This window comes from Cellvibrio sp. KY-YJ-3 (genome assembly GCF_008806955.1).
Taxonomy (GTDB): Bacteria; Pseudomonadota; Gammaproteobacteria; order Pseudomonadales; family Cellvibrionaceae; genus Cellvibrio.
This window is the reverse complement of the sequence record NZ_CP031727.1, coordinates 251144-263883: the sequence shown is the minus strand read 5'-3', so window position 1 is coordinate 263883 and position 12740 is coordinate 251144. Positions and strand designations below refer to the sequence as shown.

The 12740-nt window shown below is 45.6% G+C and carries 10 protein-coding genes; 7 read left to right on the top strand and 3 right to left on the bottom strand.

What is annotated here, in order from left to right:
- On the top strand, window positions 1–936 hold the full coding sequence (gene ispH, locus D0B88_RS01210) for a 4-hydroxy-3-methylbut-2-enyl diphosphate reductase (protein WP_151054423.1): 936 nt from the start codon (window positions 1–3) through the stop codon (window positions 934–936).
- A gap of 9 nt (window positions 937–945) precedes the next feature.
- Here ispH and D0B88_RS01205 read toward each other — a convergent pair whose 3' ends face one another.
- Window positions 946–1467 (bottom strand): GspH/FimT family pseudopilin, encoded by a 522-nt coding sequence (locus tag D0B88_RS01205; RefSeq protein ID WP_151054421.1) that lies wholly within the window; start codon window positions 1465–1467, stop codon window positions 946–948.
- A gap of 192 nt (window positions 1468–1659) precedes the next feature.
- On the opposite strand from D0B88_RS01205, the gene D0B88_RS01200 reads away from it, so the two are divergent.
- The 6 genes from D0B88_RS01200 (at window position 1660) to D0B88_RS01175 (ending at window position 9400) form a co-directional block, all read left to right on the top strand.
- Window positions 1660–2268, top strand: coding sequence for a GspH/FimT family pseudopilin (locus D0B88_RS01200; RefSeq protein ID WP_151054419.1), 609 nt, complete (start codon window positions 1660–1662; stop codon window positions 2266–2268).
- 19 nt (window positions 2269–2287) lie between these two features.
- Complete coding sequence (gene pilV, locus D0B88_RS01195; RefSeq protein WP_191966484.1) at window positions 2288–2722, top strand: type IV pilus modification protein PilV; 435 nt, start codon at window positions 2288–2290, stop codon at window positions 2720–2722.
- Window positions 2723–2732: 10 nt separating this feature from the next.
- Window positions 2733–3815 (top strand): PilW family protein, encoded by a 1083-nt coding sequence (locus tag D0B88_RS01190; protein ID WP_191966556.1) that lies wholly within the window; start codon window positions 2733–2735, stop codon window positions 3813–3815.
- A gap of 18 nt (window positions 3816–3833) precedes the next feature.
- On the top strand, window positions 3834–4406 hold the full coding sequence (locus tag D0B88_RS01185) for a PilX N-terminal domain-containing pilus assembly protein (protein WP_151054413.1): 573 nt from the start codon (window positions 3834–3836) through the stop codon (window positions 4404–4406).
- A 63-nt stretch (window positions 4407–4469) separates the two neighbouring features.
- Window positions 4470–8936 (top strand): pilus assembly protein, encoded by a 4467-nt coding sequence (locus D0B88_RS01180; RefSeq protein ID WP_191966483.1) that lies wholly within the window; start codon window positions 4470–4472, stop codon window positions 8934–8936.
- 20 nt (window positions 8937–8956) lie between these two features.
- Window positions 8957–9400: a type IV pilin protein gene (locus D0B88_RS01175; protein WP_151054409.1), complete on the top strand. Its 444-nt coding sequence runs from the start codon at window positions 8957–8959 to the stop codon at window positions 9398–9400.
- A 41-nt stretch (window positions 9401–9441) separates the two neighbouring features.
- Here the strand turns inward: D0B88_RS01175 and D0B88_RS01170 are convergent, their stop codons facing one another.
- Both D0B88_RS01170 and D0B88_RS01165 read right to left on the bottom strand, forming a co-directional pair.
- Window positions 9442–10857, bottom strand: a complete 1416-nt coding sequence (locus tag D0B88_RS01170) for a sigma-54 dependent transcriptional regulator (RefSeq protein WP_151054408.1) — start codon at window positions 10855–10857, stop codon at window positions 9442–9444.
- A 43-nt stretch (window positions 10858–10900) separates the two neighbouring features.
- Complete coding sequence (locus D0B88_RS01165) at window positions 10901–12556, bottom strand: PAS domain-containing sensor histidine kinase (RefSeq protein ID WP_151054406.1); 1656 nt, start codon at window positions 12554–12556, stop codon at window positions 10901–10903.
- Between the last annotated feature and the right edge of the window lie 184 nt (window positions 12557–12740).

Sequence of the window (12740 nt, the reverse complement as noted above, 5' to 3'; positions counted from 1 at the left end):
ATGACTCAAATCAAACTCGCGAATCCCCGTGGTTTTTGTGCGGGTGTCGACCGCGCAATTGATATAGTGAACCGCGCGCTTGATGTTTTTGGTGCGCCAATTTATGTGCGTCATGAAGTTGTGCATAACAAATTTGTGGTGGATTCTCTGCGCGAGCGCGGTGCAATTTTTGTCGACGAAGTGGATCAAGTTCCTGATGATGTGATTCTTATTTTTAGCGCCCATGGTGTATCGCAAGCGGTACGGCAAGAAGCAGAGGCGCGCGGCTTGCAGGTGTTTGATGCGACCTGTCCACTGGTAACCAAGGTGCATATCGAAGTGACACGCTACAGTCGCGAAGGTCGCGAATGTATTTTGATTGGTCACGAAGGTCACCCGGAAGTTGAAGGCACCATGGGGCAGTACAGTACCAGTAACGGCGGTGCAATTTATTTGGTAGAAGATGAAGCTGATGTTGATGCACTTGTAGTGCATGACCCGGAAAACCTTGCCTACGTTACCCAGACCACGCTTTCTATGGATGACACTGCCAAGGTAATTGAAGCGCTACGTAATAAATTCCCCAAGATTCAGGGGCCGCGCCGCGATGATATTTGCTATGCAACTACCAATCGCCAGGACGCTGTGCGTCAGCTCGCGTTAGAGTGTGATTTGGTTCTTGTTGTTGGTTCACCTAACTCGTCCAACTCAAATCGTTTGCGCGAATTGGCCGAGCGCTGTGGAACGGAAGCTTATTTGATCGATGGACCTGAAGATATTAATCCGGAGTGGATTAAAAATCGCACCAGTATTGGTATTACCGCTGGCGCTTCTGCGCCAGAAATTTTGGTGAAACAGGTCATCGACAAATTAAAAGCCTGCGGCGCACAAGTGCCAATCGAAATGGACGGCACTCCTGAAAATATCAGCTTTTCTCTACCTAAAGCGCTGCGTTAGTAACTTTAGTTAGGGAGCGCTTGCGCAATCTGCTGAGGCCAACTTATCCAATCGTGTTCTGCCTCCCCTGGAAAGTATAAGAGCATAGCCCTCTCCTCCCTCGAGAGGGCACACTTTTAATGTTCCCATCATCGGAGATCCTCCATTTTTCTTGCCTATCTTTCTACCTTCACCAGAGCCGATAAAGGAGATGTAATCAGTAACGGGTGTATTAGGCTCGATAGTTACACCAGTGGGTGCAGTGACATCACGAATGACGTCTTCATTTGGGTTTAGTAGTCCGTCATCATTGAGATCAAGAAAAATGATCCATCCATCTTCCCAGTCACCATTTTTGGGTAGCAACAACGCTCTCTGATTATTGAATACCGCCACAGAGCGAGTGGTTTCAATCGACTCAAGTAAGCTGAGGGTGGAGGTTTTAAGCCTATTTTCTTTGAGGACTTCCGTGAAACTGGGGAGGCCAACGAATAGCAGTAGTGATATAACGCAAAGTGTTGTGAGTAATTCTATAAGAGTAAAGCCTTTCATAATTCGATGTCCCTCCTTGGGATTTGATGAAAATTAGTCCATCTTTGGCCACTCATACCTTGTCACTGACCGGATATCGAGAGTGACAACATATCCAGTGTCCGATCGTGATAAGTTATAGAAATATAATTCACCTGTAAGTCAGTGTCTACGGTCGATAGCAAATATCAATTACGCATAAAGAGATTTGAGATGGTACGCAGAGAGTTTGGATTTACTCTTATAGAGCTCATGGTTACCTTGGTCGTTTTGGGGGTTGTATTGGCTGTCGCAATTCCCAGTTTCAATGATCAAATCCGCAATAACAAGTCTATGACCTTGGGAAGCGATTTTATAGCTGCGTTGAATTTCGCTAGAACGGAATCTGTAAAACGAGCAGCTAGAGTTTCAATATGTCCCTCAATTAACAAGACTACCTGTGCCACAGCTACCGATTGGGCAAAAGGTTGGATTGTATTTGTTGATTCTGCTGCTGCCGACAGCGCTACAACGCCAGTGATTGCTTCAACTCCTGGTACGATTCTTCGCTATTGGCCTCTGACAGATCCAGAGATCAATGTTGCTTTTGCGGCGGCAGGCACTATAGCCGCTGGCAATGTTAAATCCGGGCAGGCACTGGTAATTCCTGCAACCACAGCTGTTAACTTTGTCAGGTTTAGTGCTTTAGGAACCTTGGCCAAAGTCTCTAATAATTCAACAGTTACATTCAAGTTACATGTATCCAATTGTACCGGGTTTAACACAAACATAGTGTCCATAGGCGTTGCCGGCTTATTAAGCACAGATTATGTTGCGTGTTAGGAGTGTGGAGGAAATGAATATGGGAAGCTTAGCGAAATGGCAGCGCGGCGTTGGTTTAATTGAGGTGTTGGTTACTGTGCTCATTATTGCAACGGCGCTGCTGACCTTGTCTGCAATGCAGATGCGCTCATTGCAATTTAATCAGAGTGCGTATTTGCGTTCGCAAGCCAATATTCTTGCTTATGACATTATTGATCGAATGCGCTTAAATCGAACTCATGTAACAGAATATGTAATTGATTATGACGCAGATGCTCCCAGTGGTACGTCTCTGGCAGAAGTGGATCTGCGTGAATGGAGAGATCTGGTTGAAGATGTACTTCCCGAAGGGCTTGGTCAAGTGAAGTGCAATAGCAGCGGTATTTGTACGATTTCAATTCGCTGGAGCGAGCAAAATCAGAGCGAGAACAATGATGAAGATATTGCGACCTTTGAATATACAACGCGGGTTTAGTGTGTCATCTATGCCAAAACTACAGAAAGGTTTTTCGTTGGTTGAATTAATGATTTCTATCACCTTGGGTTTGATATTAATGGGTGGTGTGATCCAAATGTTTATTAGCAGTAAAACTGCTTTTAATACCCAACGAGGAGTATCCAATGTACAAGAGTCAGGCCGTTTAGCTATTGAATTTATGGCCCGTGATATTCGTATGGCGGGTTTTATGGGCTGTGCCAGTCGGAAAATAGGGCAAGTCGACAGCACTGTAAAAGGCACTGATTTTCAATATGACATGCTCGATTCATCAGCCACACCTGGCGTGCTTGTTTTAGATGCAATTCGCGGCTACTCAGCAACGCCTGCCGGTCTTGTGTTATCACCAGCGCCACTTGCCAATACTGACCTCTTTGTTGTTACCGGCGCTATGGATGATGATGTGTCGGTTATCAAAGATAAAGAAGCGGCGACTATGTTCGCCTCGCTGACCAAACAAGAAGCCAAGGGCTGTCCCAATGGTACAGATGATCGCCTGAGCGGTATTTGCCCTGGAGATGTTTTGTTGGTTACTGATTGCAAAAAAGCACGTATTTTTCAGGCCACCAAGGTGGGTGTTTCGTCGGGAGAATTGCATATAAATCATGAGGCGTCTGGTACCCCTGGGAATACGATCAGTAGTTGGGGTGGGAGTTCTGGTGCGGATAATAGTTATACCGATGGTGGGCAAATTTTGAAGATGCAAAGGGTGATTTATTATCTGGCTAAAGGTAAGTCCGGTCGTCCTAGTCTTTGGCAAAACACCGGTGGAATTTCTTTGGAAATCCTTGAGGGCGTAGAGGATATGCATATTACCTACGGGCGAGACACTAATAACGATTTGATTCCGGATACCTACAATAGCGCCGCTCAAGTTGACGCGATTGGAGCGGCTGCTTGGCATAATGTTAGTAGTGTACGTTTGCATCTTTTGGTTCAAAGTCTTGATGATAATGTGGTACCGGAAAAGCAAACCTACAGTTTTGCAGATGACATAGATAAAGAGGCGGCTGATTTTAGATTGCGACAAGTGTTTGTCAGTACTGTTGGTATTCGCAGTCGGCTCAATTAGTTATTGGTGGAATAGATTATGAAACCCAGATGTAAACAAAAAAACATTACAGTCAAGTCGCAGCGAGGAATGACCCTTATCGTCGGTCTGATCATGGTGTTATTGATGTCCATAGTCGCTGTCTCGGCTATTCGTGGCAGCAATATGCAAGAGCTGATGGCGGGCAATATGCGTGATCGTAACCTTGCTTTTCAATCAGCAGAAGCTGCGCTCCGTACTGGCGAACTAATAGCTCAAACACAAGGTGAAGTGTTGGTATTTAATGACGCAGATGGTTTATTGAATAACCAAAATAAATCTGATGCTGTTGTTGGGCCAGTTGCTGGATGGGATGACGATGATTGGAAAGCTTATGCTCTTACTCTAAAAAAAGCAGACATAGAGCTGAATTTAACTCGCATGCCCGATTATGTGATTGAGCTACTTGAAGTAGAAGGTGCGGGCGCCGCTGCTTCGGGAGAGTCTGTAGAGTACGGTATGAATGTAGAGGAGGCAGGGAATAGAACTATTTACCGCATCTCTGCCAGAGGATTTGGAGGCAGCGAAAACTCAAAAGTGGTATTGCAGTCAACCTATCGTGCACAGCACTAGATGTTCTTAAATTTGAATTAATTAATTGTTGGGCATATGAAGTTTCAACAAGGGGATGTGTTTATGAACCGTCATCGGTCGCTATATTGGAATTCAAAACTTGGACAATTGATTGCCAAAGTGGGGTTCCTGTTACTGCTATCCATTGCGCACGCTGCTAGCGCTATTGATCTGGCTCAGTCGCCACTATTTGTCGGACAATCAGTAAAGCCGGTGGTGATGCTGGCTATGTCGCGCGACCAAGAGCTCTCTTACAAGGCTTACCCGGATTATTCTAATTTGGATGGCGGATTCTTGCGTAGCGCAGATCTCACTTACAGAAATGATTTTAAATATTACGGATATTTTGATTCAAACTGGTGTTATGACTACGTTGCGGATACTGCTGCTACCGCGAGCAGTTTCTTCGCCCCGTCAGTAAAAGCTACCAACTACAAGTGTTCTGGAAAGTGGAGCGGTAACTTTTTAAATTGGGCATCCATGACACGCATGGACATTTTGCGCAAAGTGTTGTTTGGCGGTAAGCGCGCTGTAGATACTGCGGCGTCTACCAGTGCAAGTGGCGATACTGTGCCAGCCTCGACCATTCTTGAGCGGTCTTTTTTGCCAAAAGAAAGTCATGCTTTTGCAAAAGTCTACGCGGGCGCAGATGGCGCTGTCAGTGATTACACTCCATATACGAATAGTGAAATCACTATCTGTAGTGTATCTACTGAATCTGGTGCAGCAGGTTACCCTGTTATTCGCGTCGCACCAGGAAAGTGGTACAACTGGTCGCACACTGAAATTCAACAATGCCAGTGGCGAAGTGATTCCACAAATACAACCAATTTACCATCTTCAAGAACTACTTCGCCTACCTTAACCAGCAAGTTGGGTGAATTGGTAGTTAAAGTGAAAGTATGTGATCCCACCAAAGATGCTCCCGATAATACCTACAATGCATCCACCAATGTAAATGGAGGTTGTTTAGCTTATGAAGAAGGTTCTTACAAGCCTGTAGGTGTGTTGCAGAAAAAATATGACAGTATTAACTTCGGTTTGGTTACTGGTAGCTGGGGTGCTCCAGGTAAGGGTGGTGTGCTTCGCAAAAAAGCTGGCCCTTTAGCAGGGCTTACATATTCAACAACTACAGATACTATTAACGAGTTTTCAATAGAAACCGGTGTTTTTAACACATCAGTGCAGGGCATTATTCACAACTTGAGCTTGTTTAGAATTGCACAGTTTTCGTTTGTCCCTGCTGATGGGAATAAAAGCTACTCAGGAAATTCAGATTGGCGTAACCCAATTGGTGAAATATATGCAGAGACTTTGCGTTATTTGGCTGGTGCCGGTTCAGCCAAATTTGATTCTGATGAGATCACCGAAACAGCTGCGCTACCTTTGACTAGGGTTGGAAGTAGTAACTGGGGAGACCCTTTGCCTAGTAACTCCTGGTGTGCCAGTTGTTCTATTATTGTTCTATCAAGTGGCCCTAATTCATTTGATGGAAATGATTTAACAAGTGATTATTTAAAAACAATCAATGCCACTTTGACTCGTTCCGTTTTGGATGGATATACCGATGGTATAGGAACTAACGAGTTCGGTGCTGAAACAAATAAATTCTTTCTTGGGCTTGCAGCAAATGCAAATTTGTCGACCCAGTGCTCAGTAAAAGATTTGAAATTATCAGGGTTGCTCGGTAGCTGCCCCGAGTTTCCCACAGGGCAAGGCACATATGCTATTGCCGGTCTTTCTCGCTATGCTCGTACTAATGATATTCGCAGCAGCTACTCTGGTAAGCAGACTGTATCCACTTATGCGGTTGAGCTTTCAGAAGGGCTACCAAATTTTAACATCCCCGTTGGCGATAAATTTGTATCGATAATTCCAGTTTGTACCAATGGAACACATGTTAATGCGTGTTCATTGGTTGGTGTTCGTGTTGAAAATATTGCCAACGATGAAAATGGAAAGCCTATCTCTGGTAGTTATCTTTTTTATTGGGAAGATAATCAGTGGGGATCAGACTATGATATGGACGCTGTGCAGCGCTTGGAGTTTTGTGTGGGAGCTGCTTGTGGTACGGGTGTAAATAGTAACCAAATTAAGATTGTTAATACGCTGCCTTACTGGGCAACTGGAACATCTCGTATGCACATGAGTTATAACTTGGTTGGTCTTGATCTGTCTGTGACAGGGCAAGCAGAGGGAACTCAAACCTTACAATGGGTTACCCGAGGTGGATATGATCCCCACAATCTTGGCTACGTTTCTTCTATTGGAAGTTTGAGTTGGTATAACACCATCGCACCAGAGGGTACGGATGATTTGCCTCCTGATACGGCAGATAACTCTTATAGAAAAGAAAAAGTTTATACTGCAGGAGGAGCGGATGTTCCTAGCTTGCGTAACCTGAAAAGCCCTCTTTTTTATGCTGCAAAATACGGGAAGTTTGATGATACCAATAATAATGGAATTCCCGATTCGCAAGGTGAGTGGGATATTCAGAATGTCAGAGGCGAACCTGTGCCGGACGGATTGCCCGACAATTATTTTGTAATGAAAAATCCATCATTGCTTGAAGAAAGTCTTATAAATATTTTTGCCAGCATCTCAAAAGAAACTGCAACTGGTTCTGGCGTAGCAACTAACTCAACTCGTTTGGAAGAGGGAACCTTTGTTTATCAGGCTATGTTCAACACTAAAGGGTGGTTTGGTGAAATTAAGGCGTTCACTCAATCCAATAATGCTGCGCAAGGGTTTGTAGAGGTTTGGTCTACTAAAGGGAAGATAAACTCTGAAACTGGTAGAAAAATTTTCAGTTATAACCCTGAGTCTCATGAGAGTTTCGAATTCAATACTGCTAATTGGAGCATGCTAAGTTCAACTCAAAAAGCGGCACTGGGTGCCGATGAGACTAGTGCACAACAGTTAATGAACTGGGTTCGTGGGAACGATGATATCTCCGGCTATCGCAAACGCGTAATGTCTGATGGAACCAAAAACTTACTGGGAGACGTAGTTACTTCAACACCGGTGTTCGCTGGTGATGCAAATGAGGGGCATGATCGTTTAGAGGATTCTGTTTATGGCGGAAGTGAGTACAAGGCTTATTTAGCTGGAGCTAAAAGCTCCCGCACAAAAGTTCTTTATGCTAATGCCAACGACGGAATGTTGCATGCGATCAATGCCGATTGTACAAAAACAAATATTGGCGACTGTGGAAAAGAACTCTTTACATATATCCCTTCGCCCGTCTATAGCAAGTTTGCGACTGTAGCATCGCCTTCCTACGGTGAGAGCATTGCTCACCAGTATTTGGTTGATGGTCCTATTGCTTTGGGTGATGCGTATATAAATGTACCTGGTCAAACGGGGCGTCAGTGGCGCAATATTTTGGTTGGTTCAATGGGCGCAGGCGCACGGGGTATTTTTGTGCTGGACGTTACTGACCCCGATAATTTTGATGAAGACAATGTTCTTTTCGAAATTACCGCTACTGATATGCCTCAAATCGGTAATGTATTTGGCCGGCCCTATATAGCCCCTGTGAATGGACGTTGGAAAGTGGTGTTGGGTAATGGATACAACAGTGCGGATGGCCGTGCTTATCTATTAGTTATAGATTTAGAGTCTCCATTTGATCCAATCTACACCAAAGCGGTGGTTACCAATACGGAAACCGCTAACGGCCTTGCGGGGCCTGCGCTTTATCGTGCTGTGAATACAGGCCCAATCGAAGTTGCCTATGCTGGGGATCGATTAGGGAATATGTGGAAGTTTAACTTGACGGGATCCGCCTCTGCTTGGTTGCCATCCTTTTCGAGTGGCTCGAATTATGTCCCTTTATTCTTCGCGTCTGCTGGTGGCGTAGGTCAGCCTATTACTGCTAGCCCTACGCTGGGTTTTAAAAATGGAAACTCCGTTGGCGGTGATGATGCAATCATGGTGTATTTTGGTACAGGCAGTTATATGACGCTGAACGATGCGGCAACTACTGCGACTCAAAGCTTTTATGGCATTGCTGATAGTAATGAGCGAATCAGTTACAACACAAACCGATCAACCGTCCTGCACAAAAAGGAAATGACGACAGATGGGAAAGTTCGTGATGTGAATGATAGCGGCACTAGCGCATCTACACCGAATTGGAATACTAAGTCTGGGTGGTATTTGGATTTTCCTGCATCGGAGAGAGTATTATCAAAAGCCGTTTTGGCGTATGACCGCGTAATATTTTCAACAATGATTCCTAATGCTGATGGTTGTTCATTCGGTGGTACTGGTTGGCTAATGGAACTGGTTGGCACAGGTGATAGTAGCATTATGGGAACGGAGCGTTCTCTGCGTAGTCACAACGGGAGCTTCCTTGACGTATTTATCCCCGGTGAGATTGCAAGGCTTAAAAATTCTTTGGCCGGTGTTTCGGGAACAGATACTTTAATTTATGGTACTGCAGATGGGCAATTAATAGCTGAGTCTATCGATGGTGGTGGTGCAAGTGATGCACTCGGGCGTTTATCATGGCGTCAGCTTGAATAAGTTAAAATTCGGAGTAGTAAATGGTGAGTCATAAATCAGGTTTTACGCTTATCGAGCTGATGGTGGCTGTTGCAATTGTTGGTGTTCTTGCGTCTATTGCTTATCCGAGCTACACAGCAATGGTTCGCAAGAGCAACAGAACAGATGCAACCAGTGAACTAAATAACATTGCAATTCGTTTGCAGCGTTGTTACACGACTTATAATACGTTCGATCCTGCTGAGGGGAAGTGCGATGTTATTGACCAGCTAAAAGTTTCTACAGGGGTCAAGTCCCAAGGTGGCTTTTATGTGATAAAAGGGAGCGATTTTGATAAAACTACGTACACATTAACCGCTACCCCGATTACAGGCACTGTGCAGGCATTGGATACTGATTGCAGCAGTTTTAGCTTGAAGCATACGGGTGAGCGTATTGCAGTTAATGGCTCATCTGCAGATACTACTTCTAGTTGCTGGAAATAATTTATCTTTAGATTAAAGTAGAGGGCCTCCACTGAGGCACTCTACTCATCATCCAACCCCAGCTTTTGCAACCGGTACCTCAGCGAGCGAAAGCTAATTCCCAAATGTTTTGCCGCGAGTGTTTTGTTCCACTTGGCTTGTTCCAGGGCGTGACAGAGAATTTCTTTTTCAACATCTTGCAGATATTCATCCAGCGATGAGTACTCTGCGCAGCGAGCTGGATAGTCAACGCCTATGCGTTCCTGCTGATTGGTTTTGTTGCCGTTAAAGTTGCTGCTAAATGATTTTTCAGCCGCAAAGGATAAGCCTTGCGCTGTACTGCGCAGTTGCAAATCATCTGCATCAATCCGATTGCTTTCACACAGTGTAAATGCGCGCTCAAGAATATTTTCCAGCTCACGCACATTGCCGGGGAAGTGGTAATTGTTTAGTGCGTTTTGTGCTGCCGGTGAAATGCTGGGGCTGGGCAAATTGATTTCGGTGGCGAGTTTTCGCAGCAAGTGTTGGGTGAGCAGGGGAATGTCTTCCCGTCGCTCGCGCAGCGGGGCGACAGCTAGTTGAATTACATTCAGGCGGTAAAATAAGTCCTGACGAAAACGCCCTTCTTTGACCTCCTCTTCAAGATTTTTATGAGTCGCACATAAAATACGAACATCGGTATTAATTTCTTCTGCCGCGCCCACGGGGCGAACCGATTTCTCCTGAATGGCGCGCAGAAGTTTGACTTGCATATCCAGCGGTAAATCGGCGACTTCATCGAAAAATAGGGTGCCGCCCTCGGCTGCTTGGAATAAACCAATTTTGTCTTGATGCGCGCCGGTAAAGCTGCCTTTTTTGTGACCAAAAAATTCACTCTCCATCAATTCGCGCGGTATCGCGCCGCAGTTGACGGCGATAAACGGATTGTTTGCGCGCGGCCCCAGGTCGTGAATAGAGTGGGCGACTAATTCCTTTCCCGAGCCTGATTCACCGCTGATATAAACCGGCGCTTGCGAGCGGGCTAATTTTTCAATACTGCGGATTAAATCCTGAATTGCTTTTGAGTCACCAATAATTGGTGTGAGTTTGGGGACTGGTTGTGGTGCTAACTGGCTGGCTTCAATTGCCGTATTCACCAGTTTGCGCAAGGTGGCGAGATTCACTGGTTTGGAAATGAAATCAAACGCCCCTGCCTTCATTGATTCTATCGCGGCATCGACACTGCCGTGAGCAGTAATCACCGCTACAGGGAGCTGTGGGTAACGCTGTTGGATTAACTCAACAATCTCCAAGCCTTTGCCGTCGGGCAGGCGCATATCGGTCAGGCACAAGTCATAGCTGTGGTTGGCCAACATTTGTTTGGCGTTGGCAACTGAGTCTGCGGTGTCGGTGCAAATTTGCATGCGACCGAGCGTAATTTCCAACAGTTCACGGATGTCCGGTTCGTCATCGATAATTAGAGCGCGTTTTTCTGTCATTTGTTATTGCTCGCAAACGGCATTCAAGAAAGTGTTATTCATGTTAGGAAGCTTTATCAGGGTGGGCGAGTTGTAAGTGAAAACAACTTTCACCCTGCGGTGTGCGCTTGTAGGAAATGATTGCCTGATTGGCTTCGCATAGCTCTTTGCAAATATAAAGCCCCAAACCGGAGCCAGTGTTTTCGGTGGTAAAAAATGGCTCGAACAAATGCTTGATGTTTTCATCACTAATGCCGGGGCCGTAATCAATCACGCGAATATAGGGTTGGTGTTGGCTGATGTCCACCCCAATTTCCAGGCGTAAATCAGGGCGCCCGGTTTTTTTACTGCTATAGCGCAGTCCGTTGTCGCACAGGTTACTTAGCACTTGAGTCAATTGGCTGGTGTCGAATTTAGCTTCCAGCGCTCCATCACTGTTTACATTGCCGGTGTTACGATTATTGCGCAGATTTTTCTCCAGCAAAGCAATTTCCAATTGCGGGCCATTAGTCTTACTCGCCTTATAGTCGTTGATAAAAGTTGGAATCCATTGCCGCAAGTTAATCGGTAAGGTTTGTGTTGGTCGACGGCGGGAGAGCTGCAAAATATTTTCAATAATTTGGTTCACGCGCGTGCTGTGATTGTTGATGATATCGAGCAGTCGTGCATCGCTCTGTGGCAGCTGCGGTGACTCTGCCAGTAATTGACTGGCGTGGCTAATGGCGCCGAGTGGATTGCGAATCTCATGGGCGATACTGGCAGTTAATCGCCCCAGCGATGCCAGTTTCAATTGTTGTGCCTGTTGATTGAGCGAGCGCACATCTTCCAAAAAGATTAATACTTCATTGGTTTTGTCGGCTTCAAGGTAGGCAAAGTTGACTTTAATTTCATTGCTGGTTTCGCCTTCAATTTTTAAAAATGGTGAGTGATCGCTGCTATTGCGCTGCCAGGATTGGTGTTTTTTATAGAGGTCGGGAAACCGACTGAGCGGAATATTTTCAATAGTGTCACTGGTGATTCCCAGCAATTTGAGTGCGGCGTGGTTGTGTAATTCAATTGTGAGTTGGTTGTTGAGCACCAGGATTCCGGTGCGCATTCTTTCGACAATCAGTTGCGCCAGTTTTTGTAAATGCGCTGCCTGTTTGGCTTGGCTTTCGGCTTCGGCATAGGAGAGGCGAATTTTTTTCGTGAGATGTTGAAATAGGAGTGCGGTAAGAAAGGCGAGAGCACTGAGTGTGCCCGAGGTAAATACCGCTTTGTTGTCTTGCGTGAGAATAATAAATCGATAGGCTCCTTCGCTAATCACGACAATCGTGGTGATGGCTGCGAGGAAGAATGATATACGCTCGCGCAACATAATGCCGCCGGCCGCAATCGCAATCAGTAGCAAATAACCTAAACTGCTGGTCGCACCGCCACTGGCATGCATCAACAAACTGATAGCAATAACATCGATCAGCAGTGAGCTGAAGAGTTTGGTTTGTGAGGGCGCGTATTTAACCCGCCACATCACAATCAGGGTCATAAAGTTAATCGCGGTGTAACCGATGGAGCTATAGAAAAAGAGTTGCGGGTTGTCGTTCCCCAGAATTCTTGGTGCAAACTCGATTTGGAACATCAATAACAATACGCTACCGAGCAGGGTGCGGTAATAGGTATAAATACGCAGCAGGTCGTAGGGGTTATAGCCTTGTGGGCTGGCGAGCGGCGCGTGCAACATGATGTATGGAGGTTCCTTTTTCGGTAGCTGACAAAATCCGCTTGGCTTTAACGGTTTATTTCACGGACAATGCACGTCTGTAACAATTGAACCTGAATGAGCGTGTCATCTTGCTGGTGGCGCACAAGTGGCTTGTCAGGTTCGGTGCGAATGCGCTAATTCTGCCATTTTTCCATAACTTCTG

Excerpts from the sequence above, each read along its gene's own strand:
- ispH (WP_151054423.1), top strand. The coding sequence starts at position 1 with ATGACTCAAATCAAACTCGCGAATCCCCGTGGTTTTTGTGCGGGTGTC.
- D0B88_RS01205 (WP_151054421.1), bottom strand. The coding sequence starts at position 1,467 with ATGAAAGGCTTTACTCTTATAGAATTACTCACAACACTTTGCGTTATA.
- D0B88_RS01200 (WP_151054419.1), top strand. The coding sequence starts at position 1,660 with ATGGTACGCAGAGAGTTTGGATTTACTCTTATAGAGCTCATGGTTACC.
- pilV (WP_191966484.1), top strand. The coding sequence starts at position 2,288 with ATGGGAAGCTTAGCGAAATGGCAGCGCGGCGTTGGTTTAATTGAGGTG.
- D0B88_RS01190 (WP_191966556.1), top strand. The coding sequence starts at position 2,733 with ATGCCAAAACTACAGAAAGGTTTTTCGTTGGTTGAATTAATGATTTCT.
- D0B88_RS01185 (WP_151054413.1), top strand. The coding sequence starts at position 3,834 with ATGAAACCCAGATGTAAACAAAAAAACATTACAGTCAAGTCGCAGCGA.
- D0B88_RS01180 (WP_191966483.1), top strand. The coding sequence starts at position 4,470 with ATGAACCGTCATCGGTCGCTATATTGGAATTCAAAACTTGGACAATTG.
- D0B88_RS01175 (WP_151054409.1), top strand. The coding sequence starts at position 8,957 with ATGGTGAGTCATAAATCAGGTTTTACGCTTATCGAGCTGATGGTGGCT.
- D0B88_RS01170 (WP_151054408.1), bottom strand. The coding sequence starts at position 10,857 with ATGACAGAAAAACGCGCTCTAATTATCGATGACGAACCGGACATCCGT.
- D0B88_RS01165 (WP_151054406.1), bottom strand. The coding sequence starts at position 12,556 with ATGTTGCACGCGCCGCTCGCCAGCCCACAAGGCTATAACCCCTACGAC.